Annotated in this window: 22 protein-coding genes and 3 tRNA genes; 23 read left to right on the forward strand and 2 right to left on the reverse strand. The window is 59.0% G+C overall.

Translation table 11 applies throughout. The features are described 5' to 3' along the window. Positions 1 to 92: 92 nt before the first annotated feature. The 6 genes from dnaJ to CRX69_RS08245 all read left to right on the forward strand — a co-directional run bounded on the left by dnaJ (position 93) and on the right by CRX69_RS08245 (position 7,703). Complete coding sequence (gene dnaJ, locus CRX69_RS08220) at positions 93 to 1,217, forward strand: molecular chaperone DnaJ (protein ID WP_047229065.1); 1,125 nt, start codon at positions 93 to 95, stop codon at positions 1,215 to 1,217. Positions 1,218 to 1,226: 9 nt separating this feature from the next. Then, positions 1,227 to 2,033 (forward strand): 4-hydroxy-tetrahydrodipicolinate reductase, encoded by an 807-nt coding sequence (gene dapB / locus CRX69_RS08225; RefSeq protein WP_107321860.1) that lies wholly within the window; start codon positions 1,227 to 1,229, stop codon positions 2,031 to 2,033. 294 nt (positions 2,034 to 2,327) lie between these two features. Then, on the forward strand, positions 2,328 to 3,464 hold the full coding sequence (carA, locus tag CRX69_RS08230) for a glutamine-hydrolyzing carbamoyl-phosphate synthase small subunit (protein ID WP_047229063.1): 1,137 nt from the start codon (positions 2,328 to 2,330) through the stop codon (positions 3,462 to 3,464). Between the two features lie 105 nt (positions 3,465 to 3,569). Then, on the forward strand, positions 3,570 to 6,791 hold the full coding sequence (gene carB, locus CRX69_RS08235) for a carbamoyl-phosphate synthase large subunit (protein WP_047229062.1): 3,222 nt from the start codon (positions 3,570 to 3,572) through the stop codon (positions 6,789 to 6,791). 2 nt (positions 6,792 to 6,793) lie between these two features. Continuing rightward, on the forward strand, positions 6,794 to 7,270 hold the full coding sequence (gene greA / locus CRX69_RS08240) for a transcription elongation factor GreA (protein WP_027911987.1): 477 nt from the start codon (positions 6,794 to 6,796) through the stop codon (positions 7,268 to 7,270). A gap of 28 nt (positions 7,271 to 7,298) precedes the next feature. Further along, the gene (locus CRX69_RS08245) at positions 7,299 to 7,703 is read left to right on the forward strand and encodes a hypothetical protein (RefSeq protein ID WP_047229061.1); all 405 of its coding nucleotides are present in this window, start codon (positions 7,299 to 7,301) and stop codon (positions 7,701 to 7,703) included. A gap of 10 nt (positions 7,704 to 7,713) precedes the next feature. On the opposite strand, the gene CRX69_RS08250 is transcribed toward CRX69_RS08245, so the two are convergent. Beyond that, on the reverse strand, positions 7,714 to 8,022 hold the full coding sequence (locus CRX69_RS08250) for a YhbY family RNA-binding protein (RefSeq protein WP_003177852.1): 309 nt from the start codon (positions 8,020 to 8,022) through the stop codon (positions 7,714 to 7,716). A gap of 107 nt (positions 8,023 to 8,129) precedes the next feature. Between CRX69_RS08250 and rlmE the strand changes: the two genes are divergently transcribed. From rlmE to CRX69_RS08335, 17 genes are all read left to right on the forward strand, one after another. Beyond that, positions 8,130 to 8,780: a 23S rRNA (uridine(2552)-2'-O)-methyltransferase RlmE gene (gene rlmE / locus CRX69_RS08255; RefSeq protein ID WP_047229060.1), complete on the forward strand. Its 651-nt coding sequence runs from the start codon at positions 8,130 to 8,132 to the stop codon at positions 8,778 to 8,780. 191 nt (positions 8,781 to 8,971) lie between these two features. Beyond that, positions 8,972 to 10,885, forward strand: coding sequence for an ATP-dependent zinc metalloprotease FtsH (gene ftsH, locus CRX69_RS08260; RefSeq protein WP_047229059.1), 1,914 nt, complete (start codon positions 8,972 to 8,974; stop codon positions 10,883 to 10,885). An 8-nt stretch (positions 10,886 to 10,893) separates the two neighbouring features. After that, positions 10,894 to 11,745 carry a dihydropteroate synthase gene (gene folP, locus CRX69_RS08265; protein WP_107321861.1) on the forward strand — a complete coding sequence of 284 codons (852 nt, stop codon included), beginning with the start codon at positions 10,894 to 10,896 and terminating at the stop codon, positions 11,743 to 11,745. 16 nt (positions 11,746 to 11,761) lie between these two features. Continuing rightward, entirely contained in the window at positions 11,762 to 13,099 is a 1,338-nt protein-coding gene (gene glmM, locus CRX69_RS08270) for a phosphoglucosamine mutase (protein WP_107321862.1), read from the forward strand. 66 nt (positions 13,100 to 13,165) lie between these two features. Next, positions 13,166 to 13,921: a triose-phosphate isomerase gene (gene tpiA, locus CRX69_RS08275; RefSeq protein ID WP_107321863.1), complete on the forward strand. Its 756-nt coding sequence runs from the start codon at positions 13,166 to 13,168 to the stop codon at positions 13,919 to 13,921. A 4-nt stretch (positions 13,922 to 13,925) separates the two neighbouring features. Continuing rightward, positions 13,926 to 14,309, forward strand: a complete 384-nt coding sequence (secG, locus tag CRX69_RS08280) for a preprotein translocase subunit SecG (RefSeq protein WP_047229055.1) — start codon at positions 13,926 to 13,928, stop codon at positions 14,307 to 14,309. A 21-nt stretch (positions 14,310 to 14,330) separates the two neighbouring features. Beyond that, positions 14,331 to 14,416: transfer RNA gene (locus CRX69_RS08285), tRNA-Leu, on the forward strand. 97 nt (positions 14,417 to 14,513) lie between these two features. Further along, positions 14,514 to 14,590: transfer RNA gene (locus CRX69_RS08290), tRNA-Met, on the forward strand. Between the two features lie 140 nt (positions 14,591 to 14,730). Next, positions 14,731 to 15,189: a ribosome maturation factor RimP gene (rimP, locus tag CRX69_RS08295; protein ID WP_025211790.1), complete on the forward strand. Its 459-nt coding sequence runs from the start codon at positions 14,731 to 14,733 to the stop codon at positions 15,187 to 15,189. A 59-nt stretch (positions 15,190 to 15,248) separates the two neighbouring features. Then, on the forward strand, positions 15,249 to 16,730 hold the full coding sequence (nusA, locus tag CRX69_RS08300; protein WP_047229054.1) for a transcription termination factor NusA: 1,482 nt from the start codon (positions 15,249 to 15,251) through the stop codon (positions 16,728 to 16,730). Between the two features lie 27 nt (positions 16,731 to 16,757). Next, a complete protein-coding gene (infB, locus tag CRX69_RS08305) occupies positions 16,758 to 19,280 on the forward strand; it encodes a translation initiation factor IF-2 (protein ID WP_047229053.1) in 2,523 nt (840 codons plus the stop codon). A 159-nt stretch (positions 19,281 to 19,439) separates the two neighbouring features. Continuing rightward, positions 19,440 to 19,841 carry a 30S ribosome-binding factor RbfA gene (gene rbfA, locus CRX69_RS08310; RefSeq protein ID WP_003177871.1) on the forward strand — a complete coding sequence of 134 codons (402 nt, stop codon included), beginning with the start codon at positions 19,440 to 19,442 and terminating at the stop codon, positions 19,839 to 19,841. 3 nt (positions 19,842 to 19,844) lie between these two features. Beyond that, positions 19,845 to 20,762 (forward strand): tRNA pseudouridine(55) synthase TruB, encoded by a 918-nt coding sequence (truB, locus tag CRX69_RS08315; protein WP_076383530.1) that lies wholly within the window; start codon positions 19,845 to 19,847, stop codon positions 20,760 to 20,762. Positions 20,763 to 20,904: 142 nt separating this feature from the next. Next, the gene (gene rpsO, locus CRX69_RS08320) at positions 20,905 to 21,174 is read left to right on the forward strand and encodes a 30S ribosomal protein S15 (protein WP_024684882.1); all 270 of its coding nucleotides are present in this window, start codon (positions 20,905 to 20,907) and stop codon (positions 21,172 to 21,174) included. Positions 21,175 to 21,349: 175 nt separating this feature from the next. After that, positions 21,350 to 23,455 carry a polyribonucleotide nucleotidyltransferase gene (gene pnp / locus CRX69_RS08325; RefSeq protein WP_047229052.1) on the forward strand — a complete coding sequence of 702 codons (2,106 nt, stop codon included), beginning with the start codon at positions 21,350 to 21,352 and terminating at the stop codon, positions 23,453 to 23,455. A 125-nt stretch (positions 23,456 to 23,580) separates the two neighbouring features. Then, positions 23,581 to 23,656: transfer RNA gene (locus CRX69_RS08330), tRNA-Thr, on the forward strand. 201 nt (positions 23,657 to 23,857) lie between these two features. Beyond that, entirely contained in the window at positions 23,858 to 24,163 is a 306-nt protein-coding gene (locus CRX69_RS08335; protein ID WP_047229051.1) for a DUF6388 family protein, read from the forward strand. A gap of 38 nt (positions 24,164 to 24,201) precedes the next feature. On the opposite strand, the gene nadC is transcribed toward CRX69_RS08335, so the two are convergent. After that, positions 24,202 to 25,050, reverse strand: a complete 849-nt coding sequence (gene nadC, locus CRX69_RS08340) for a carboxylating nicotinate-nucleotide diphosphorylase (RefSeq protein WP_047229050.1) — start codon at positions 25,048 to 25,050, stop codon at positions 24,202 to 24,204. Positions 25,051 to 25,092 lie beyond the last annotated feature (42 nt).

The following is a 25,092-nucleotide window of genomic DNA, read 5'->3' on the forward strand; positions in this document are numbered from 1 at the left end:
CGTGAGTTGGGTCCGGGCCTGTATTGGGGCTCAACGAGTTTGGCAAGGTTCAGGAGAGGTTTGCCGGACGTCCTATAAGAGTGCAAAGACTAATGGCAAAGCGTGACTATTACGAAGTATTGGGTGTCGAGCGTGGTTCAAGCGACGCGGACCTGAAAAAGGCCTACCGTCGTCTGGCAATGAAGCACCACCCGGACCGTAATCCCGACGACAAAGCGTCGGAAGAGTTGTTCAAGGAAGCCAATGAGGCTTACGAAGTACTGTCCGATTCCAGCAAGCGTGCGGCTTACGACCAGTACGGTCATGCCGGTGTCGACCCGAGCATGGGCGGCGGCGGTGCCGGTTTTGGCGGGCAGAACTTCTCCGATATTTTTGGCGACGTGTTCAGCGACTTCTTCGGTGGCGGTCGCGGTGGTGCTCGTGGCGGCGCCCAGCGCGGCAGCGATTTGCGCTACACGCTGGAGTTGAACCTGGAAGAGGCGGTGCGCGGTACCACCGTCAACATCCGCGTTCCCACGCTGGTCAATTGCAAGCCGTGTGACGGTTCGGGCGCCAAGAAGGGCTCCTCGCCCGTCACCTGTCCGACTTGCGGCGGCATCGGTCAGGTGCGCATGCAACAGGGTTTCTTCTCTGTGCAGCAGACCTGTCCGCGTTGCCATGGCCAGGGCAAGATCATTTCCGATCCGTGCGATTCCTGCCACGGCGAAGGGCGCGTCGAAGAGTACAAGACGCTGTCGGTGAAAGTGCCGGCCGGTGTCGATACCGGTGACCGCATCCGTTTGTCTGGCGAAGGCGAGGCGGGTGCCCAGGGCGGTCCGACTGGCGACCTGTACGTGGTCATCAACGTGCGTGAGCACGCGATCTTCCAGCGCGACGGCAAGCATCTGTTCTGCGAAGTGCCGATCAGTTTCGTCGATGCGGCCTTGGGCGGTGAGCTTGAGATCCCGACCCTCGATGGTCGCGTGAAGCTGAAAATCCCCGAGGGCACGCAAACCGGCAAGCAGTTCCGGATTCGCGGCAAGGGTGTTGCGCCGGTGCGTGGCGGCGGTGCGGGTGACCTGATGTGCCGTGTTGCGGTGGAGACTCCGGTCAATCTGAGTCGGCGTCAGCGCGAATTGCTGGAAGAGTTCCGCAGCTCGCTGGCGGACGATAACAGCCATTCCCCGAAAACCACCGGTTGGTTCGAAGGCGTGAAGCGCTTCTTCGGCGATCTGTAAGGAGCTCGCATGCGACGTATAGCTGTGATGGGCGCTGCCGGGCGCATGGGCAAGGCGTTGGTCGAGGCGGTGCAGCAGCGCTCGCCGCTCTCGGGCCTGACAGCTGCTATCGTCCGGCCCGACAGTACGCTGGTCGGTGCTGATGCGGGCGAGTTGGCCTCCCTGGGGCGTATCGGGGTGCCGATGTCCGGTGGCCTGGAAAAGGTCTTGGATGAGTTCGATGTCCTGATCGATTTCACCCTGCCGCAAGTGATGCTGAAAAATCTGGCCATTTGCCGCAAGCATGGCAAGGCCATGGTCATTGGCACGACCGGGCTGGATGCTGCGCAAAAGCAGTTACTGGCCGAGGCTGGCAACGATATTCCGATCGTTTTTGCGGCGAACTTCAGCGTGGGTGTGAATCTGTCGTTGAAGCTGCTGGAGATGACGGCTCGGGTTCTGGGTGACGATGCGGATATCGAAATCATCGAGGCTCACCACCGGCACAAGATCGACGCGCCTTCGGGCACGGCCCTGCGCATGGGCGAAGTGATTGCCGATACCTTGGGTCGCGATCTGCAGAAGGTGGCCGTCTACGGACGCGAAGGGCATACCGGTGCCCGTGAGCGCGACACCATCGGTTTCGCCACGGTTCGTGGTGGGGATGTGGTGGGGGATCACACCGTGCTGTTCGCCACAGAGGGCGAGCGTCTGGAGATCACTCACAAGGCGTCAAGCCGCATGACCTTCGCCAAGGGTGCGGTGCGTGCCGCGTTGTGGCTGGATGGCCGCCCGGCTGGTCTGTACGACATGCAGGATGTTCTCGACCTGCGTTGATGTTGCGGTGTGCTGTCTGGCAAACCTTTTGCCAGACGCAGCGCCAGAAAGCGGGGTTCAGGTTATACTGAGCCCCGTTTTACACCGCCTCGCGACGACCTGTCGCATTCCCCTGCCTTTAAGGCTCATTAGCGGTGGACCCAAAAAGCCTTTTTCTGTAAGCTACAGCTTTAGTGTGTCCACTAAAAGCGCGCAGAATAATTCAGTGAACAAGCGGGGTGACGTGTCCATACGTCACTCCGCTTTTTTACAACCTGCGATCGCCCTTTCAGGCTTTATTTACGGGAGGTCTTCTTGACTAAGCCAGCCATACTCGCCCTTGCTGATGGCAGCATTTTTCGCGGCGAAGCCATTGGAGCCGACGGCCAGACCGTTGGTGAGGTGGTGTTTAACACCGCAATGACCGGCTATCAGGAAATTCTTACCGATCCTTCCTACGCCCAGCAAATCGTTACTTTGACTTACCCGCACATCGGCAACACCGGCACCACGCCGCAAGATGCCGAGTCCGATCGTGTCTGGTCCGCCGGCCTGGTCATCCGTGATCTGCCGCTGGTAGCGAGCAACTGGCGTAACACCATGTCCCTGTCCGACTACCTGAAAGCCAACAACGTTGTGGCAATCGCCGGTATCGACACCCGTCGCCTGACCCGCATCCTTCGTGAGAAGGGCGCGCAGAACGGCTGCATCATGGCTGGTGACAACATCACTGAAGAAGCCGCCATCGCCGCTGCCCAGGGCTTCCCTGGCCTTAAAGGCATGGATCTGGCGAAAGTCGTCAGCACCAAGAAGCAGTATGAGTGGCGCTCCACGGTCTGGGACTTGAAAACCGACAGCCACGCGACGATCGAGGCTTCCGAGCTGCCGTACCACGTGGTTGCGTACGACTACGGCGTCAAGCTGAACATCCTGCGCATGCTCGTGGAGCGTGGTTGCCGCGTGACCGTGGTGCCGGCGCAAACTCCGGCGGCAGATGTCCTGGCCCTCAATCCTGACGGCGTGTTCCTGTCCAACGGCCCGGGTGATCCCGAGCCTTGCGACTACGCGATCCAGGCGATCAAGGACGTGCTGGAAACCGAGATCCCGGTGTTCGGCATCTGCCTCGGTCATCAGTTGCTGGCCCTCGCTTCGGGCGCCAAGACCTTGAAAATGGGGCACGGCCACCACGGCGCCAACCACCCGGTCCAGGACCTGGATACTGGCGTGGTGATGATCACCAGCCAGAACCACGGCTTTGCGGTGGATGAGGCGACCCTGCCGGCAAACGTGCGGGCGATCCACAAGTCGCTGTTCGACGGCACGCTGCAAGGCATCGAGCGTACCGACAAGAGCGCATTCAGCTTCCAGGGCCACCCTGAAGCGAGCCCTGGCCCGAACGATGTAGCGCCGCTGTTCGATCGCTTCATCACCGAGATGGCCAAGCGACGCTGACCGCGTGAAGCCTGAGGGCGGCCCCGAAACCGGTGGTCCCCTTGGGCGCTGCAAAGATTGTTCGACGGCCTAGCCGACTGACCTGCGGATTTGAGTGACAAACCCATGCCAAAACGTACAGACATAAAAAGCATCCTGATTCTCGGCGCTGGCCCGATCGTGATCGGCCAGGCCTGCGAATTCGACTACTCCGGCGCCCAGGCCTGTAAAGCCCTGCGCGAAGAGGGCTATCGCGTCATCCTGGTGAACTCCAACCCGGCCACCATCATGACCGACCCGGCCATGGCCGACGCCACCTACATCGAGCCGATCAAGTGGCAGACCGTTGCCAAGATCATCGAAAAGGAGCGCCCGGACGCACTGCTGCCGACCATGGGCGGCCAGACTGCATTGAACTGCGCCCTGGACCTGGAACGTGAAGGCGTCCTGGAGAAGTTCGGTGTGGAAATGATCGGCGCCAACGCCGACACCATCGACAAGGCCGAAGACCGTTCGCGCTTCGACAAGGCGATGAAATCCATCGGCCTGGACTGCCCACGCTCGGGCATCGCCCACAGCATGGAAGAAGCCAACGCCGTCCTGGAGCGCCTCGGCTTCCCGTGCATCATCCGTCCGTCCTTCACCATGGGCGGCACCGGTGGCGGCATCGCTTACAACCGTGAAGAGTTCGAAGAAATCTGTGCCCGTGGTCTGGATCTGTCGCCGACCAAAGAGCTGCTGATCGACGAATCCCTGATCGGCTGGAAAGAATATGAAATGGAAGTTGTCCGCGACAAAAAGGACAACTGCATCATCGTCTGCTCCATCGAAAACTTCGACCCGATGGGCGTGCACACCGGTGACTCCATCACCGTCGCACCCGCCCAGACGCTGACTGACAAGGAATACCAGATCCTGCGGAACGCCTCCCTGGCGGTACTGCGCGAGATCGGCGTGGAAACCGGCGGCTCCAACGTCCAGTTCGGCATCTGCCCGAACACCGGTCGCATGGTGGTCATCGAGATGAACCCGCGGGTATCCCGTTCCTCGGCCCTGGCCTCGAAAGCCACCGGCTTCCCGATCGCCAAGGTCGCGGCCAAACTGGCTGTGGGTTACACCCTGGACGAACTGTCGAACGACATCACCGGTGGCAAGACCCCGGCGTCTTTCGAGCCGTCCATCGACTACGTCGTCACCAAGCTGCCACGTTTCGCCTTCGAGAAATTCGCCAAGGCCGACGCCCGCCTGACCACTCAGATGAAGTCGGTCGGTGAAGTCATGGCCATCGGCCGGACCTTCCAGGAATCCCTGCAGAAAGCCCTTCGCGGTCTGGAAGTAGGTGTTTGCGGCCTCGATCCGAAGCTGGACCTGAGCCACCCGGACGCCATGAGCGAGCTCAAGCGTGAGCTGACCGTGCCGGGCGCCGAGCGGATCTGGTACGTGGCGGACGCCTTCCGTGCCGGCATGACCGTCGAGCAGATCTTCGGCATGAACATGATCGACCCTTGGTTCCTGGTGCAGATCGAAGATCTGATCAAGGAAGAAGAGAAGGTCAAGACCCTGGGCATGTCCAGCATTGACCACGACACGATGTTCCGCCTCAAGCGCAAGGGCTTCTCCGACATGCGCCTGGCAAAACTGCTGGGTGTGACCGAGAAGAGCCTGCGCAGTCATCGCCACAAGCTTGAAGTGTTCCCGGTCTACAAGCGCGTGGACACTTGCGCCGCCGAATTCGCCACCGACACTGCTTACCTGTACTCCACGTACGAGGAAGAGTGTGAAGCCGCGCCGTCGACGCGTGACAAGATCATGATCCTGGGTGGCGGTCCTAACCGGATCGGCCAGGGCATCGAGTTCGACTACTGCTGCGTGCACGCGGCACTGGCCCTGCGCGACGACGGGTACGAGACCATCATGGTCAACTGCAACCCGGAAACCGTGTCCACCGACTACGACACCTCTGATCGCCTGTATTTCGAACCAGTGACCCTGGAAGACGTGCTGGAAATCGTCCGTGTCGAGAAGCCAAAAGGCGTGATCGTCCAGTACGGTGGCCAGACCCCTCTGAAACTGGCACGTGCCCTTGAAGCGGCCGGTGTGCCGATCATCGGGACCAGTCCGGATGCCATCGACCGTGCCGAAGACCGTGAGCGCTTCCAACAGATGGTTGAGCGTCTGAACCTGCGTCAGCCACCTAACGCTACCGTGCGCAGCGAAGACGAAGCGATTCGCGCCGCCGCCAAGATCGGTTACCCGCTGGTGGTGCGGCCGTCCTATGTGCTGGGCGGTCGGGCGATGGAAATCGTTTACCAGGAAGACGAACTCAAGCGCTACCTGCGCGAAGCGGTTCAGGTGTCCAACGACAGCCCGGTGCTGCTGGACCACTTCCTCAACTGCGCCATCGAAATGGACGTGGATGCGGTCTGTGACGGCAAGGACGTGGTGATCGGCGCGATCATGCAGCACATCGAGCAGGCCGGTGTTCACTCCGGTGACTCCGCTTGTTCGCTGCCGCCTTATTCGTTGCCGGCCCACATCCAGGACGAAATGCGCGAGCAGGTCAAGAAAATGGCCCTGGAGCTGGGCGTGGTCGGCCTGATGAACGTGCAACTGGCCCTGCAGGGCGAGGACATCTACGTCATCGAAGTCAACCCGCGCGCGTCCCGTACCGTACCGTTCGTCTCCAAGTGCATCGGTGTGTCCCTGGCGATGATCGCTGCACGGGTCATGGCCGGTAAGACCCTGAAAGAGCTGAACTTCACCAAGGAAATCATTCCGAACTTCTACAGCGTCAAAGAAGCGGTGTTCCCGTTCGCCAAGTTCCCTGGTGTGGACCCGATCCTCGGCCCTGAAATGAAGTCCACCGGCGAAGTCATGGGCGTGGGCGATACCTTCGGCGAAGCTTTTGCCAAGGCCCAGATGGGCGCCAGCGAAGTTCTGCCAACTGGCGGCACGGCGTTCATCAGCGTGCGTGATGACGACAAGCCGCTGGTTGCAGGCGTGGCCCGTGATCTGATCAACTTGGGCTTCGAAGTGGTCGCCACTGCCGGTACCGCCAAGCTGATCGAGGCGGCTGGCTTGAAGGTGCGCCGCGTGAACAAGGTGACCGAGGGGCGTCCGCACGTGGTCGACATGATCAAGAATGACGAAGTCACGCTGATCATCAACACCACCGAAGGTCGCCAGTCGATCGCCGATTCGTATTCCATTCGTCGCAACGCGCTGCAGCACAAGATCTACTGCACCACGACCATTGCTGCGGGCGAAGCTATCTGCGAAGCGCTCAAGTTCGGTCCCGAGAAGACCGTGCGTCGCTTGCAGGATCTACATGCAGGATTGAAGGCATGAGCATAACCAAGTACCCGATGACGGTTCAGGGCGCGAAGGCCCTGGAAGAAGAACACGCTTTCCTGACCAAGGTCGAGCGTCCGCGCTTGAGCCAGGCGATTGGCGAAGCGCGTGAGCTGGGCGATCTCAAGGAAAACGCCGAATACCACGCTGCCCGCGAGGAGCAGGGTATGGTCGAGGCGCGAGTCCGTGATATCGAAGGTCGCATGCAGAATGCCGTGATCATCGATGTCACGACGATCCCGCACACTGGCAAGGTCATTTTCGGCACCACAGTGGAAATCGCCAACGTTGAGACTGATGAAAGCGTCACTTACCAGATCGTTGGTGAGGACGAGGCGGACATCAAGCTTGGCAAGATTTCCGTCGGCTCCCCCATTGCTCGTGCCTTGATTGCCAAGGAAGAGGGCGATGTAGTGGTTGTGAAGACGCCGGGTGGTGTCATCGAGTATGAGATTGTCGAAGTCCGTCACATCTGAGCGAAGGCGTCCGCTGCGAGCCGGCGCCATGATCTGGCAGCTCACCCAGATGTTGTGGGTGGGCGGCGTCTGGTTGTTGCACGTCGGTTTGCTGCCGGTGCTGGGTCGAATCGGCCTGGCACCGCTGCTCATCGATGAAATCGCAGCTATGCTGACGTCGCTTCTGGTGGGTTTTTCCTCGGCATGCGTAGTGTTTCAGGCTTTGGTGCTGGTTCAGGCCGAGGGGCTTGACAGTCTATGGCGCGACATTCGTGGGCAGTTGCTGCTCATGTCGTTGTATGCGTGCGGGATGTTTCTTGCTGTACGTCTCGGCTGGCCGGATGCGAGCCTGTGGCAGGTATTCAGCTACCTGGTGCTGGGTTTTTCCGGGTTGGTGCTGGTGTTGCAACCGGTACCCGGATGGAGCAGCAGGGTGCGCGAAGCACACCCTTGACCCTTTGGCATTACTTGAAGCGGTGAACGTTCGACAGTTGCTTGTTGACGCTGAAATTCTTGCGATAAATCAGTGCCATCTTGCCGATGACCTGCACCAGGTCTGCCTTGCCGGTCTTGCACAGTTCGGCAACGGCAGCCAGGCGGGCTTCGCGATCGAGAATATTGAGCTTGATCTTGATAAGCTCATGATCGCCCAAGGCGCGTTCCAGTTCAGCTAGAACACCTTCAGTCAAACCGTTGTCAGCCACAGTCAAAACCGGTTTCAGATGGTGGCCAATGGATTTGTATTGTTTCTTCTGCTCTTGAGTGAGCGGCATAATCTGACCCCTGCGTCTGATCTTGTAAAAAGCGGCGGCCAGTTTACCCGAGCGAGTCCGGGACCGCCCAGTTAATCACGACCCGTTTTATTTTTTAGAGGTGGCCCGTGGCCCGTTCCAAGACTAGCCAGAACTGGCTCAGAGAGCATTTCAACGATCCGTACGTCAAAATGGCGCAAAAAGACGGCTATCGTTCTCGTGCCAGCTATAAATTGCTCGAAATCCAGGAAAAGGATCGTCTGATCCGTCCTGGCATGACCGTGATCGACCTTGGCGCCGCGCCGGGGGGATGGTCTCAGGTGACCAGTCGTCTGATCGGCGGTCAGGGGCGATTGATTGCTTCCGACATCCTGGAAATGGACAGCATCCCCGACGTGACCTTCATCCAGGGCGATTTCACCGAAGACGCCGTGCTGGCGCAGATTCTGGAGGCTGTCGGAAATACGCAGGTTGACCTTGTGATTTCCGATATGGCCCCCAATATGAGTGGATTGGCGGCTGTCGACATGCCTCGAGCAATGTTCCTCAGCGAGCTGGCCCTGGATCTTGCCGGGCGGGTGTTGCGCCCAGGTGGTGATTTTTTGATCAAGGTCTTCCAGGGTGAAGGTTTTGATGAATACCACAAGGGGATGCGCAAGCTGTTCGACAAAGTGCAGATGCGCAAGCCATTGTCGTCGCGCGATCGCTCTCGTGAGCAGTATCTGCTGGCGCGGGGCTTCCGGGGAATTGAAGGCGCAGCCAGTGATGAGCGTCTTTGATAAAGGCCGATAGTTTTTTTGTCTCGCCTTGCAAGAGCCGTGTTACGAAAATTACGCGGTCAGAGTTTCACAAAGGGTTACAGACGGCGCCTGCCAGAGTCGTAGGTAATGTAGTAAGTTAGGCCGGTGAATATCATGCGAAGCGCGCGCCAGTAGCGGAGCTTGCTTCAGAGGGTAGTTAATTGAACGATATGGCAAAGAATCTGATCCTGTGGTTGATCATCGCCGCTGTCCTTGTGACCGTGATGAACAACTTCTCCAGCCCTAACGAGCCGCAGACCCTCAACTATTCCGACTTCATCCAGCAAGTCAAGGATGGCAAGGTCGAGCGCGTTGCCGTCGATGGTTATGTGATTACCGGCAAGCGCACCGATGGCGACAGCTTCAAGACCATTCGTCCGGCGATTCAGGACAACGGCCTGATCGGCGACCTGGTGGACAATCATGTCGTGGTCGAAGGCAAGCAGCCTGAGCAGCAGAGCATCTGGACCCAGCTTCTGGTGGCCAGCTTCCCGATCCTGGTGATCATCGCGGTGTTCATGTTCTTCATGCGCCAGATGCAGGGCGGTGCCGGTGGCAAGGGTGGGCCGATGAGTTTCGGCAAAAGCAAGGCCCGACTGCTCTCCGAAGACCAGGTGAAAACCACCCTGGCCGACGTCGCCGGGTGCGATGAGGCCAAGGAAGAGGTCGGCGAGCTGGTTGAATTCCTGCGTGATCCGGGCAAGTTCCAGCGCCTGGGCGGCCGTATCCCACGCGGCGTGCTGATGGTTGGTCCTCCGGGTACCGGTAAAACCTTGCTGGCCAAGGCGATTGCCGGCGAAGCCAAAGTGCCGTTCTTCACGATTTCCGGTTCCGACTTCGTGGAAATGTTCGTCGGTGTGGGCGCCAGTCGTGTGCGTGACATGTTCGAACAGGCCAAGAAACACGCGCCTTGCATCATCTTCATCGACGAAATCGACGCTGTCGGTCGCCATCGTGGCGCCGGCATGGGTGGTGGTCACGACGAGCGCGAGCAGACCCTCAACCAGTTGCTGGTCGAGATGGACGGTTTCGAAATGAATGACGGCATCATCGTGATTGCCGCCACCAACCGTCCGGACGTGCTCGATCCTGCGCTGTTGCGTCCAGGCCGTTTCGACCGTCAGGTCGTGGTGGGGCTGCCGGACATTCGTGGTCGCGAACAGATCCTCAAGGTTCATATGCGCAAGGTGCCGATGGGTGACGACGTCGCTCCGGCAGTGATCGCTCGTGGTACACCGGGTTTTTCCGGTGCCGACCTTGCGAACCTGGTCAACGAGGCGTCGCTGTTCGCTGCTCGTACCGGCAAGCGTGTCGTTGAGATGAAAGAGTTCGAACTGGCCAAAGACAAGATCATGATGGGCGCGGAGCGCAAATCCATGGTCATGTCCGAGAAAGAAAAGCAGAACACGGCGTATCACGAGGCGGGTCACGCGATCGTTGGTCGTGTGGTGCCCGAGCATGACCCGGTCTACAAGGTCTCGATCATCCCGCGCGGTCGTGCCTTGGGTGTGACCATGTTCCTGCCAGAAGAAGATCGTTACAGCCTGTCCAAGCGTGCGCTGATCAGCCAGATCTGTTCGCTCTACGGCGGCCGTATTGCCGAAGAAATGACACTGGGCTTTGACGGTGTAACCACCGGCGCGTCCAACGACATCATGCGTGCCAGCCAGATCGCCCGGAACATGGTCACCAAGTGGGGCCTGTCCGAAAAACTGGGCCCACTGATGTACGCCGAAGAAGAGGGTGAAGTGTTCCTCGGTCGTGGTGGCGGTGGCCAGCACGCAAGCTTCTCTGGCGAGACGGCAAAGCTGATCGACTCTGAAGTACGCAGCATCATCGACCAGTGCTATGGCACCGCCAAGCAGATCCTCACGGATAACCGTGACAAGCTCGACGCCATGGCTGATGCCCTGATGAAGTATGAAACCATTGATGCCGAGCAGATCGACGACATCATGGCAGGTCGCGAGCCTCGCGAGCCTCGTGACTGGTCGGGCGGCGGCACCGGTACGTCCGGTACGCCTCCGGCGGTACAGGGCGAGCGTCCGGAGACACCGATTGGCGGTCCGGCTGCTGACGTTTAAGGCTTGAAATGACTTCTGTTCAGTCCTCAACCCGGTTGCCTTGCGGCAACCGGGTTCTTGATTTGTCCCATGTCCATGTCATGGGCATTCTCAATGTCACTCCCGATTCCTTTTCCGATGGCGGTCGATTCAGTCAGCTTGATGCTGCGTTGCGGCATGCCGAGGCGATGGTCGTCGCCGGCGCAACGCTGATCGATGTCGGCGGTGAGTCGACCCGGCCAGGCGCGCGGGCAGTCTCGCCCACCGAAGAGCTGGAGCGGGTGGCGCCGATTGTCGAGCGCATTCATCGCGAACTTGATGTCATCATCTCGGTGGATACATCCACGCCCGCGGTCATGCGTGAGACTGCACGGCTTGGAGCGGGGTTGATCAACGACGTTCGCTCCTTGCAGCGCGATGGTGCCCTGGATGCCGCAGCGGCTACGGGGTTGCCGGTGTGTCTGATGCATATGCTGGGCGAGCCCGGAACGATGCAGGACGACCCGCACTATCATGATGTGACCAGGGAAGTCGGAGAGTTTTTGGTAGAGCGCCTGGATCAATGTGCCGCCGCAGGTATTCCTGCGCAGCGGATCATTCTTGATCCCGGGTTCGGCTTTGCCAAGACGCTGGCTCACAATCTGAGCCTGTTCAAACATATGGAAGCCTTGCATACCCTGGGGCGGCCCCTGTTGGTCGGGGTTTCGCGAAAGAGCATGATAGGCAATGCCCTGGGTCGTCCCGTGGGGGAGCGCCTGTACGGCGGTCTTGCGCTGGCGGCCCTGGCTATTACAAAAGGCGCACGCATATTGCGGGTGCATGATGTGGCCGAAACGATGGATGTTGTGCGGATGATCGCAGCAGTGGATTCAGCCGAATAAGAATGACGGAGCACTTATGAGCAAGAAATACTTTGGCACCGACGGTATTCGTGGTCGGGTCGGCGAATACCCCATTACCCCTGATTTCATGCTCAAGCTCGGCTGGGCTGCCGGTATGGCATTCCGCAAGATGGGCGCCTGCAAAGTGCTGGTTGGCAAGGACACGCGAATTTCCGGCTACATGTTCGAATCGGCGCTCGAGGCTGGCCTGACTTCGGCGGGCGCCGATGTGATGCTGCTCGGCCCGATGCCGACGCCGGCCATTGCCTACCTGACGCGTACGTTCCAGGCCCAGGCAGGCATCGTGATCAGTGCTTCACACAACCCGCATGATGACAACGGCATCAAGTTCTTCTCCGGCCAGGGTACCAAGCTGCCGGATGATATCGAGCTGATGATCGAAGAGCTGCTGGACGCGCCGATGACTGTGGTTGAGTCGAGCAAGATCGGTAAAGTGTCGCGGATCAACGATGCGTCAGGTCGTTATATCGAGTTCTGCAAAGGCAGCGTGCCCACCGGTACGAGCTTTTCGGGTCTGAAAATCGTCGTCGATTGTGCTCATGGTGCGACCTATAAAGTCGCGCCAAGCGTATTTCGCGAATTGGGAGCGGAGGTTGTCGTGCTCTCCGCCCAGCCTAACGGGCTGAACATCAACCACAACTGCGGCTCCACTCATACCGAGGCGCTGCAAGCGGCCGTGCTGGCCGAGCAGGCTGACCTCGGGATTGCCTTTGATGGTGACGGTGACCGGGTTCTGATGGTCGATCACACCGGCACTGTCGTCGATGGTGATGAGCTGCTGTTCGTCATTGCTCGCGATCTGCACGGGCGCGGCAAGCTGCAGGGCGGCGTGGTGGGGACGTTGATGAGCAATCTCGGGCTCGAGTTGGCCCTGGCGGACCTGGATATTCCCTTCGTGCGGGCCAATGTCGGTGATCGCTATGTGATCTCGGAGCTGCTGGAGCGCAATTGGGTGATCGGGGGCGAGAACTCCGGGCATATCGTTTGTTTTGACCACACCACCACTGGCGATGCGATTATTGCTGCCTTGCAAGTACTGATGGCACTCAAGGCGCGCAATGAAGGGCTTGCGCAGTCGCGTCAGGCGTTGCGCAAATGCCCGCAGGTGCTGATTAATGTGCGTTTCGGCGGTGGTGCGAACCCTCTTGAGCATGCGACGGTCAAGCAAGCCAGCGAGCGCGTAACGCAGGCTATGGCCGGGCGTGGGCGCGTGCTATTGCGCAAGTCTGGTACCGAGCCGTTGGTGCGGGTCATGGTCGAAGGCGAGGATGAAGCACAGGTCCGCGGTTATGCCGAAGAGCTGGCGAAGCTTGTTAGTGAAGTTTCTGCCTGAATTCGGCTTGCCAGTCATCAATCGGTTGGGTAACATCTGCGCCCACTTTGACCGACGAGGTACAGCATGCGTCGCCCTATGGTAGCTGGTAACTGGAAGATGCACGGTACCCGCGCCAGCGTCGCTGAGCTGATCAAAGGCCTTCGTCATCTGGCCTTGTCAAGCGGTGTTGACGTCGCGGTATTCCCGCCTTGCCTGTATATCAATCAAGTGGTTGATGGTTTGAAAGGCAAGTCGATTGCGGTTGGTGCGCAGAATTCCGCGGTGGAATCCATGCAGGGCGCGTTGACCGGTGAAATTGCGCCGAGTCAGCTGGTGGATGCAGGTTGTTCCCTGGTTTTGGTCGGGCATTCCGAGCGCCGCATGATCATGGGCGAGCAGGACAAGACCTTGATCCGCAAGTTTGCTGCGGCCCAGGCCTGCGGTCTGACTCCGGTGTTGTGCATAGGGGAAACCCTTGTGCAGCGTGAAGCCGGCAAGACCCTTGAAGTTGTCGAGCGTCAGCTGGGCAGCATCATCGAGGAGCTGGGTGTCGGTGCTTTTGCAAAGGCGGTCATTGCTTACGAGCCGGTCTGGGCCATTGGCACCGGACTGACTGCTTCGCCGCAACAGGCGCAGGATGTGCACGCCGCCATCCGCGCGCAGTTGGCGGCAGAGAATTCTGAAGTGGCACGAGGTGTGCGGCTTCTATACGGCGGCAGCGTGAAGGCGGCCAATGCGGTCGAACTGTTCGGCATGCCGGATATCGATGGGGGGCTCATTGGTGGAGCGTCCCTGAATGCAGATGAGTTCGGTGCGATCTGTCGCGCCGCGGGAAACTGAAAAAATGCTGGAAACAGTCGTAGTCGTTTTTCATCTGCTGGGTGCATTGGGTGTAGTTGCCCTGGTATTGCTGCAGCAGGGTAAAGGTGCGGATGCTGGTGCGTCTTTCGGTGCAGGTGCTTCAAATACTGTGTTCGGAAGCCAAGGTTCCTCTACCTTTCTTAGTAAGTTTACTGCTATACTTGCCGCCGGTTTCTTCATAACCAGCTTGGGGTTAGGTTACTTTGCTAAAGAGAAGGCTCAAGAGCTGACTCAAGTAGGTTTGCCAAACCCAGCAGTGTTGGAAGTACCAAAGCAACAACCGGCTTCTGATGATGTACCGGTGCTTCAAGAGCAACAGTCGGCCAATCCGGCGACTGACGTGCCTCCAGCTCAAGAGCAGAAGTAAGAAGGTTTCAAACGCTGTATTGCCGAGGTGGTGGAATTGGTAGACACGCAACCTTGAGGTGGTTGTGCCCATAGGGTGTAGGGGTTCGAGTCCCCTTCTCGGTACCAATTATCAGGAGAGCCCGCGATTGCGGGCTTTCTTGTAGGTGGAAGGGTTACATTGACCCTGTAAGGGATCGGTCGTATACTTCCGCCCCAGCTTTGTCGCGGGATGGAGCAGTCTGGTAGCTCGTCGGGCTCATAACCCGAAGGTCGTCGGTTCAAATCCGGCTCCCGCAACCAGTTTCAGGGGCCCCTTCCAAGGGGCTTTTTGTTAGCTGGACACTTTATAACGCCGCTGTTCAACGGCGTTTCAGGGATGGGCTATTCGCCCATTTTTTTTTATTTGCACAGCATGCACAAACATGCACGAGGGGGTTCAGGTGTCGAGCAAGCTAGAACAGTTGCAGGCCTTGTTGGCCCCGGTGGTCGTGGCCCTTGGCTATGAATGCTGGGGTATTGAGTTTTCGGCTCAAGGTCGCCACTCACTGTTGCGCGTTTATATCGATAAGGAAGGCGGCGTATTGGTGGATGACTGCGCCATCGTCAGCCGTCAGATCAGCGGTGTATTGGATGTCGAAGATCCAATCACTTCCGAATACACCCTTGAAGTTTCCTCGCCTGGCATGGAACGCCCTCTGTTCACCCTTGAACAGTTCGCTTCGTTTGCCGGTGAACAAGTGAAGATCAAGCTGCGCTCGCCCTTCGAGGGTCGACGCAACTTTCAAGGCCTTCTGCGCGGTGTAGAAGAGCAGGATGTCGTGGTGCAGGTAGAAGACCATGAGTTCCTGTTGCCGATCGATATGATCGACAAGGCCAACATTATTCCCAGTTTTGACTGATACGTGCCAGATACTGCGGATCCCGCGGATCCAATGGCTTGCGAAAGGCGAGGCGTACGATGAGCAAAGAAGTACTGCTGGTTGTTGAGTCGGTATCCAATGAAAAGGGCGTACCGGCTAACGTTATTTTTGAAGCGCTGGAGCTGGCTCTGGCCACTGCTACCAAGAAGCGGTTTGAAGACGAAGTTGATTTGCGTGTGGAAATCAATCGCCACACCGGTGCCTATGAGACTTTCCGTCGCTGGACGGTCGTCGAAGAAGCCGACCTAGACGATCCGGCTATCGAAACCTGGCCAAGCAAGGTTGCAGAAACGCATCCTGGCGCCAAGGTAGGTGATGTAGTCGAAGAGAAGATCGAATCCATCGAGTTCGGTCGTATTGCTGCGCAGACCGCCAAGCAGGTCATTGTGCAGAAAGTTCGCGAAGCCGAGCGTGCGCAAGTCGTCGATGCTTATCGCGAGCGCCTGGGTGAAATCATCTCCGGCACCGTGAAGAAAGTCACCCGCGACAACGTGATTGTCGACTTGGGCAACAACGCTGAAGCGTTGCTGGCTCGTGAAGACATCATTTCTCGCGAAACTTTCCGGGTTGGCGTGCGACTGCGTGCGCTGCTCAAGGAAATCCGCACCGAGAACCGGGGCCCGCAGCTGATCCTGTCGCGTACCGCGCCGGAAATGCTGATCGAGTTGTTCCGCATCGAAGTGCCGGAAATTGCTGAAGGCCTGATCGAAGTAATGGCCGCCTCCCGTGATCCGGGTTCGCGTGCCAAGATCGCGGTCCGCTCCAAGGACAAGCGCATCGACCCGCAAGGTGCCTGCATTGGCATGCGTGGTTCGCGTGTCCAGGCCGTATCCGGCGAGTTGGGCGGCGAGCGTGTGGATATCGTCCTGTGGGACGACAACCCGGCTCAGTTCGTGATCAACGCCATGTCGCCTGCTGAAGTGGCGGCAATTATCGTCGACGAAGATGCCCATGCAATGGACATCGCCGTTGGCGCAGACAATCTCGCTCAGGCCATCGGTCGCGGTGGTCAGAACGTGCGTCTGGCTAGCCAATTGACTGGCTGGACACTGAACGTGATGACCGAATCGGACATCCAGGCTAAGCAGCAAGCTGAAACCGGCGATATCCTGCGCAACTTCATCGAAGAGCTTGAAGTCGATGAAGAACTGGCGCAGGTGCTGGTGGATGAAGGCTTTACCAGCCTGGAAGAGATTGCCTACGTACCGGTGGAGGAAATGCTCAACATCGACGGCTTTGACGAGGACATCGTCAACGAGCTTCGCGCTCGGGCCAAGGATCGTTTGTTGACCAAAGCCATCGCTACTGAGGAAAAGCTGGCAGACGCCCATCCGGCCGAAGACCTGCTCTCGCTTGAGGGCATGGACAAGGATTTGGCGATGGAACTGGCGGTGCGCGGCGTAATTACCCGCGAAGACCTGGCCGAGCAGTCTATTGACGATCTGCTCGACATCGACGGCATTGACGATGATCGTGCCGGCAAGTTGATCATGGCCGCCCGAGCCCACTGGTTCGAGTAATTAGGCGCGGCCTGAGGAGAGAAGTGCATGACGCAAGTCACGGTGAAACAACTGGCCGATGAGGTCAAAACACCGGTAGAGCGCCTGTTGCAGCAGATGCGTGAGGCAGGTCTGCCGCACACCGCCGCCGAGGAACATGTGACCGACAGTGAGAAGCAGTCCCTGCTGACTCACTTGAAGAGCAGTCACAAGGCGAAAGTGGAAGAACCGCGCAAGATCACTCTGCAGCGTAAAACCACCAGCACCCTGCGTGTTGCCGGTAGCAAAAGCATCAGCGTTGAAGTACGCAAGAAGAAAGTCTTCGTACAGCGCAGCCCGGAAGAAATCGAAGCCGAGCGCAAACGCGAACTGGAAGAACGTCGCGCAGTAGAAAATGCTGCACGTCAGAAGGCTGAAGAAGAAGCCAAGCGTCGCGCCGAAGAAGAAGCGCGTCGCCAGCCTGCTGCTGCGCAATCCGCTCCGGCCGAAGCCGTTGCGGCTCCAGCCCCGGCAGCCGAGCCTGTGCGTGAAAGCGCGCCGGTCCCGGCACCCGCTCCAGCACCTGCGGCCGATACCCGCAAGCGCGACGAACAGCGTCGTCCGGACAAACCACGTGCCGACGACAACCGTCGGGGCAGTGGCGATGGCGAGCGCAAAAACGCTCCTCATCGTGCTTCGGTCAAGGAAAAGGCGCCAGCGCCACGCGTTGCGCCACGTACCACCGACGAAGAAAGCGATGGCTTCCGTCGTGGCGGTCGCGGCAAGGCCAAGCTGAAGAAACGCAACGCCCACGGTTTCCAGAGCCCTACCGGCCCTGTCGTGCGTGAAGTGAAAATCGGCGAGACCATCACTGTGGGCGATCTGGCCCAGCAGATGTCGGTCAAGGCTGCTGAAATCATCAAGTTCATGTTCAAGCTGGGTACGCCGGCCACCATCAACCAGGTACTGGATCAGGAAACTGCCCAACTGGTTGCTGAAGAGCTGGGCCACAAAGTGACCCTGGTCAGCGACACTGCCCTGGAAGATTCCCTGGCCGAGTCCCTGAAGTTTGAAGGCGAGGCGGTTTCCCGTGCTCCGGTCGTGACCGTAATGGGCCACGTTGACCACGGTAAAACCTCCCTGCTCGACTATATCCGTCGTGCGAAGGTTGCGGCAGGCGAGGCGGGTGGTATCACCCAGCACATCGGCGCCTACCACGTTGAAACCGACCGCGGCATGGTGACGTTCCTCGACACCCCGGGTCACGCTGCGTTTACCGCAATGCGTGCCCGTGGTGCCAAAGCGACCGACATCGTGATCCTGGTGGTCGCAGCGGACGACGGCGTGATGCCACAAACCATCGAAGCCGTTCAGCATGCCAAGGCAGCTGGCGTCCCTCTGGTGGTTGCGGTGAACAAGATCGACAAGCCGGGCGCCGATCTCGATCGCATCCGTAGCGAACTGTCGGTTCACGGCGTGACTTCCGAAGAGTGGGGTGGCGACACTCCATTCGTACCGGTCTCCGCGAAGATGGGTACCGGCGTTGACGAGCTGCTCGAAGCCGTTCTGTTGCAAGCCGAGGTTCTGGAACTGACCGCTACACCTTCGGCTCCTGGCCGTGGCGTGGTCGTCGAATCGCGTCTCGACAAGGGCCGTGGCCCGGTTGCGACCGTTCTGGTTCAAGACGGTACCCTGCGCCAGGGCGACATGGTGCTGGTCGGTTCGAACTATGGCCGCGTGCGCGCCATGCTCGACGAGAACGGCAAGCCCATCAAGGAAGCAGGTCCTGCTATCCCGGTCGAGATCCTCGGCCTGGACGGCACTCCGGACGCTGGCGACGAGATGAGCGTTGTGGCTGACGAGAAGAAAGCCCGTGAAGTGGCTCTGTTCCGTCAAGGCAAGTTCCGCGAAGTCAAACTGGCTCGTGCTCACGCCGGCAAGCTGGAAAACATCTTCGAGAACATGGGCCAGGAAGAGAAGAAGACGCTCAACATCGTCCTCAAATCCGACGTCCGTGGATCGCTGGAAGCGTTGAACGGTGCCTTGAATGGCCTGGGTAACGACGAAGTGCAAGTGCGCGTGGTCGGTGGCGGTGTCGGTGGTATCACCGAATCCGACGCCAACCTGGCACTGGCCTCCAACGCTGTACTGTTTGGCTTCAACGTGCGTGCCGATGCCGGCGCTCGCAAGATCGTCGAGCAGGAAGGTCTGGATATGCGTTACTACAACGTGATCTACGACATCATCGAAGACGTCAAGAAAGCCCTGACCGGTATGTTGGGCAGCGATGTTCGCGAGAACATCCTGGGTACCGCTGAAGTGCGTGACGTGTTCCGTTCGCCGAAGTTTGGCGCGATCGCCGGTTGCATGGTGATCGAAGGTGTCGTTCACCGTAACCGTCCAATCCGTGTACTGCGTGAAGACATCGTTATCTTCGAAGGCGAGCTGGAATCCCTGCGCCGCTTCAAGGATGACGCTTCGGAAGTCCGCGCTGGCATGGAATGCGGTATTGGCGTCAAGAGCTACAACGACGTCAAGGTCGGCGACAAGATCGAAGTCTTCGAGAAGGTCCAGGTTGCTCGCAGCCTCTGACTCGCGTACTTCAAGAGCCGCACCGGGCAGTCGCATGAACATGCGCTGCCTCTCAGGCGGACTCTAAACGCAACGCCCGGTCTGGCTTTTGTCAGGCCGGGCGTTTGCCGCTTTCAGACCTCACGGGTTTGACCGTGGGGCAGTAACAGGTAACAAGACATGGCAAAAGAATATAGCCGTACCCAACGAATCGGCGATCAGATGCAGCGCGAGCTGGCCCAACTGATCCGTCGCGAAGTCAAAGACCCGCGCGTCGGCCTGGTCACCATTACCGCAGTGGAAGTCAGCCGTGACGTCGGTCATGCAAAGATTTTCATCACCGTGATGGGGCAGGACAGCGCCGAAGAAATCGCCCAAAGCATCAAGGTGCTCAACTCGGCTGCCGGTTTCCTGCGGATGCAGTTGGCCCGGGAGATGAAGCTGCGCAGCGTTCCACAGTTGCACTTCCACTACGACGAAAGCGTCGTGCGGGGCGCGCACCTGTCGGCCCTGATCGAGCGCGCCGTGGCTGAAGACAGTCAGCACCCGGTTGCGGCTGAACCCGAAGACACCAAGGAGTAAATGGTGGCTCAGGTCAAACGTATCCGCCGTAACGTCAGCGGCATCATCCTGCTCGACAAACCGCTGGGGTTCACCTCCAACGCGGCGTTGCAGAAGGTTCGCTGGCTGCTCAATGCCGAGAAAGCCGGGCACACCGGCAGCCTTGATCCGCTGGCTACCGGCGTGTTGCCACTGTGTTTTGGCGAGGCGACCAAGTTCTCTCAGTATTTGCTCGATTCGGACAAGGGTTACGAAACCCTGGCGCAACTGGGCAAGACCACCACCACGGCGGACGCCGAAGGTGAGGTGTTGCTGGAGCGGCCGGTGACCGTTGGTCAGGCTGATATCGAGGCTGTGTTGCCGGGTTTTCGCGGACAAATCAGCCAGATACCGCCGATGTACTCTGCTCTCAAGCGTGATGGCCAGCCGTTATACAAACTGGCCCGTGCAGGCGAAGTAGTGGAGCGTGAACCGCGTTCTGTTACTATTGCGCGCTTGGAATTGCTGGCCTTTGACGGTAATACTGCGCGGCTGGCAGTCGATTGCAGCAAGGGCACCTATATCCGCACCCTAGTGGAGGATATCGGTGAAAAGCTCGGCTGTGGTGCGTACGTGGCCGAACTGCGACGGACCCAGGCCGGACCTTTCACGCTGGCCCAGACGGTCACGCTGGAAGAGCTCGAAGCGGTACATGCCGAAGGCGGCAACGAAGCGGTTGACCGTTTCCTGATGCCATCGGACAGCGGCCTGCTGGACTGGCCGCTGTTGCAGTTCTCCGAGCACAGCGCGTTCTACTGGCTCAACGGCCAACCGGTACGTGCTCCGGATGCACCGAAGTTCGGCATGGTACGGGTACAGGATCACAATGGCCGCTTCATCGGTATCGGTGAAGTGAGCGAAGACGGGCGCATTGCGCCGCGTCGACTGATTCGGTCGGAATGACCGGAACCAGCCTGTGTAACAGCAGGTTGGCGAGTGTGGCTGTTAACAGGCACGGTCACTACTCATTTATAGATACAGGGATTTGTCCCTGGCCTGTTGGTACGGTTTCCTTGGGAACGGTACCTTACAAGAGGAAAGCCACATGGCACTCAGCGTTGAAGAAAAAGCTCAGATCGTGACCGACTACCAGCAAGCTGTTGGTGATACTGGTTCGCCAGAAGTGCAAGTTGCACTGCTGACCGCCAACATCAACAAACTGCAGGGTCACTTCAAGGCCAACGGTAAAGATCACCACTCCCGTCGTGGTCTGATCCGCATGGTAAACCAGCGTCGTAAGCTGCTGGATTACCTCAAGGGTAAGGACGTAAGTCGTTACAGCACCTTGATCGGTCGCCTGGGTCTGCGTCGCTAATCAGCGATTGCGCTATGAGGTTGGTTGTCTGCCTGTTGCCTGCGTTTTGCGCCGGCAGCCGGCAGGCTCCCAGCCTCAAGTTTTATCTGGACAGTCGTTGGGCCGATTCCCCGCACTGCCCAAGAATTTCGCAAGAAGACAAGTTCCCCAAGAGCCACAAAGAAGGTAGGACACCGTGAACCCGGTAATCAAAAAATTCCAGTTCGGTCAGTCGACCGTTACCCTCGAGACTGGCCGTATCGCCCGTCAGGCCTCCGGCGCAGTGCTGGTCACCGTTGACGACGACGTCAGCGTATTGGTGACCGTTGTCGGTGCCAAGCAAGCCGATCCAGGCAAGGGCTTCTTCCCTCTGTCTGTCCACTACCAGGAAAAGACTTACGCTGCCGGTAAGATCCCTGGCGGTTTCTTCAAGCGCGAAGGCCGTCCTTCCGAGAAGGAAACCCTGACTTCCCGACTGATCGACCGTCCGATCCGTCCGCTGTTCCCAGAAGGCTTCATGAACGAAGTGCAGGTTGTCTGCACCGTCGTTTCCACCAGCAAGAAGACTGATCCGGACATCGCTGCGATGATCGGTACTTCGGCCGCGCTGGCGATCTCCGGCATTCCTTTCGATGGTCCGATCGGCGCTGCCCGCGTTGCGTTCCACGAAAGCACCGGCTACCTGCTGAACCCGACCTACGAGCAACTGAAAGCTTCGAGCCTGGACATGGTCGTGGCCGGTACTTCCGAAGCCGTGCTGATGGTTGAATCCGAAGCCAAAGAGCTGACCGAAGACCAGATGCTGGGCGCTGTACTGTTCGCCCACGACGAGTTCCAGGTGGTGATCAACGCCGTCAAGGAACTGGCCGCCGAAGCCGCCAAGCCAACCTGGACCTGGGCTCCGCAAGCCGAAGCCACCGAGCTGCTGGGCGCGATCCGTGCCGAGTTCGGCGAAGCGATCTCCCAGGCTTACACCATCACCGTCAAGGCCGACCGTTATGCGCGCCTGGGCGAGCTGAAAGACCAGGTGGTTGCCAAGCTGTCCGGTGAAGAAGGCCAGCCGACTGCCGCTGAAGTCAAAGCCGCTTTCGGTGAAATCGAATACCGCACCGTTCGCGAAAACATCGTCAACGGCAAGCCACGTATCGACGGTCGCGACACTCGCACCGTACGTCCGCTGAACATTGAAGTCGGCGTTCTGCCAAAGACCCACGGTTCGGCGCTGTTCACCCGTGGCGAAACCCAGGCCCTGGTCGTTGCAACACTGGGCACCGCCCGTGACGCGCAACTGCTGGACACCCTGGAAGGCGAGAAAAAAGACCCGTTCATGCTGCACTACAACTTCCCTCCGTTCTCGGTGGGCGAGTGTGGTCGCATGGGTGGCGCCGGTCGTCGCGAAATCGGTCACGGCCGTCTGGCCCGTCGTTCGGTCCAGGCCATGCTGCCAGCCGCTGACGTGTTCCCGTACACCATTCGCGTGGTATCGGAAATCACCGAGTCCAACGGTTCGAGCTCCATGGCTTCGGTCTGCGGCGCTTCCCTGGCCCTGATGGACGCCGGTGTGCCGATGAAGGCTCCGGTTGCCGGTATCGCCATGGGTCTGGTGAAAGAAGGCGAGAAGTTCGCCGTCCTGACCGACATCCTGGGTGACGAAGACCACCTGGGCGACATGGACTTCAAAGTGGCCGGTACCGCCAAAGGCGTGACCGCACTGCAGATGGACATCAAGATCAAGGGCATCACCGAAGAGATCATGGAAATCGCCCTGGGCCAAGCCCTGGAAGCGCGCCTGAACATCCTGGGCCAGATGAACCAGATCATTGGTCAGTCGCGTACCGAGTTGTCGGAAAACGCTCCGACAATGATCGCGATGAAAATCGACACCGACAAAATCCGTGATGTCATCGGTAAAGGCGGCGCGACCATCCGTGCGATCTGTGAAGAAACCAAGGCTTCGATCGACATCGAAGACGACGGCTCGATCAAGATCTTCGGCGAAACCAAGGAAGCGGCAGAAGCAGCACGTCAGCGCGTCCTGGGCATCACCGCAGAAGCCGAGATCGGCAAGATCTACGTGGGCAAGGTTGAGCGTATCGTCGACTTCGGCGCGTTCGTCAACATCCTGCCGGGCAAGGACGGTCTGGTTCACATCTCCATGCTGAGCGATGCTCGCGTCGAGAAAGTGACCGACATCCTCAAAGAAGGTCAGGAAGTGGAAGTGCTGGTACTGGACGTGGACAACCGCGGTCGTATCAAGCTGTCCATCAAGGACGTAGCGGCAGCCAAGGCGTCGGGCGTTTAATCACCCCCTCGCTTAGCCGCTGAACAAGCAAACGCCCCGACTGGTTCGGGGCGTTTTGCTGTGTGCGGGAAATCACCGTGTCGCAGGTTGCCTGGCCATAAGCTCAGTGCTAGGTTTAGCCCACCGCCCGTGTAGCTCAGCCGGTAGAGCAGCGCACTCGTAACGCGAAGGTCGCAGGTTCGATTCCTGTCTCGGGCACCAGGTTCTTCTCACTTGCGGTTGTTGCACAGGCTTGTGTCTCTGTTAGGATTCCCCTGTCCCAAAAAGCACACACATTTGTTTTCAGATGATCCCCGAATGGTTCTGAAGGCCAGATAAACCGGGCTTCACACGGTTTTTTGCGTCAGAGAGATCCTTGATGATCCAGATCCATCTTCCATTCCCCAGATCAACGAGAACGCCATGACTGCTAAAGCATTGACCCAGGAAGCCAGACACGAAGAAGCACTGAAGAAGTACGTGCTGGATGCGCCCCAGTTGCTCGAAGAGATCAAGGACCTGAGCGCCGACGATCAAAAAGACCAGATCCAGTGGGCGTTCGAGGATGAGGCCGAAGCCCAGGGATTACAGCCTTGGGAGTTGACGCTCAAGTACACCAGCACACCTGAAGAGTTCGAGGAACAGCGCCTTGCCTTGCACAAGGAAGCGGCCGAGGTACTGGGTGTGGAATGGGATGAATACTGCGAGATGAATAATCTGGTGGTCTGATAAAAACGCCAGCCTTTTGAGGCTGGCGTTTTTTGTTGTCAGAGACTGAGCCGCATCGACAGGTCCACCGCTTTCACATCCTTGGTCATTGCCCCGATCGAGATGTAGTCCACCCCGGTCTCGGCAATCGGGCGCAACGTGCTTTCGTTGATCCCGCCGCTGGCCTCCAGCTTCGCCTTGCCGCCGTTCAGGCGTACGGCTTCGCGCATGTCATCCAGGCTCAGTTCGTCGAGCATGATGATGTCGGCATTGGCCGCCAGCGCTTCTTTCAATTCTGTCAGGCTTTCCACTTCGATTTCCACCGGTTTGCCCGGTGCGATCTTGTGGGCGGCGGCAATGGCCTGGGCGATGCCGCCGCAGGCTGCGATGTGGTTTTCCTTGATCAGGAAGGCATCGTAGAGGCCGATGCGGTGGTTATGGCAACCGCCACAGGTGACGGCGTACTTCTGGGCCAAGCGCAGCCCTGGGAGGGTTTTGCGAGTGTCCAGCAGCTTGACCTGGGTGTCGGCCACAAAGTCGGCCAAGTAGCGGGCTCGGGTGGCCACGCCAGAAAGCATCTGCAGAAAGTTCAGCGCGCTGCGTTCGCCGGTCAGCAGCGAGCGGGCCGGGCCTTCGAGGTGGAACAGCGCCTGGTCGGGGCTTGCCCGGTCGCCATCGCGTACTTGCCAATGCACGGCGACGCGCGGATCCAGTTGCCGGAACACGGCATCGACCCAGGCCGTGCCGCTGATGACTGCGGCTTCCCGGGTAATGATGGTGGCTTTGGCCAGGCGTTCGGCGGGGATCAGTTGCGCGGTGATGTCGCCGCTGCCGATGTCTTCGAGCAACGCGCGGCGCACGTTGGCCTCGATTTCGGCGGTCAGATCGGCGAGACGTAGATTCGGCATAACGGGCTCCACAAACAAAGTGGCCCGATTATAGGGCCAGTG

It is taken from the genome of Pseudomonas rhizophila (genome assembly GCF_003033885.1).
GTDB lineage: Bacteria > Pseudomonadota > Gammaproteobacteria > Pseudomonadales > Pseudomonadaceae > Aquipseudomonas > Aquipseudomonas rhizophila.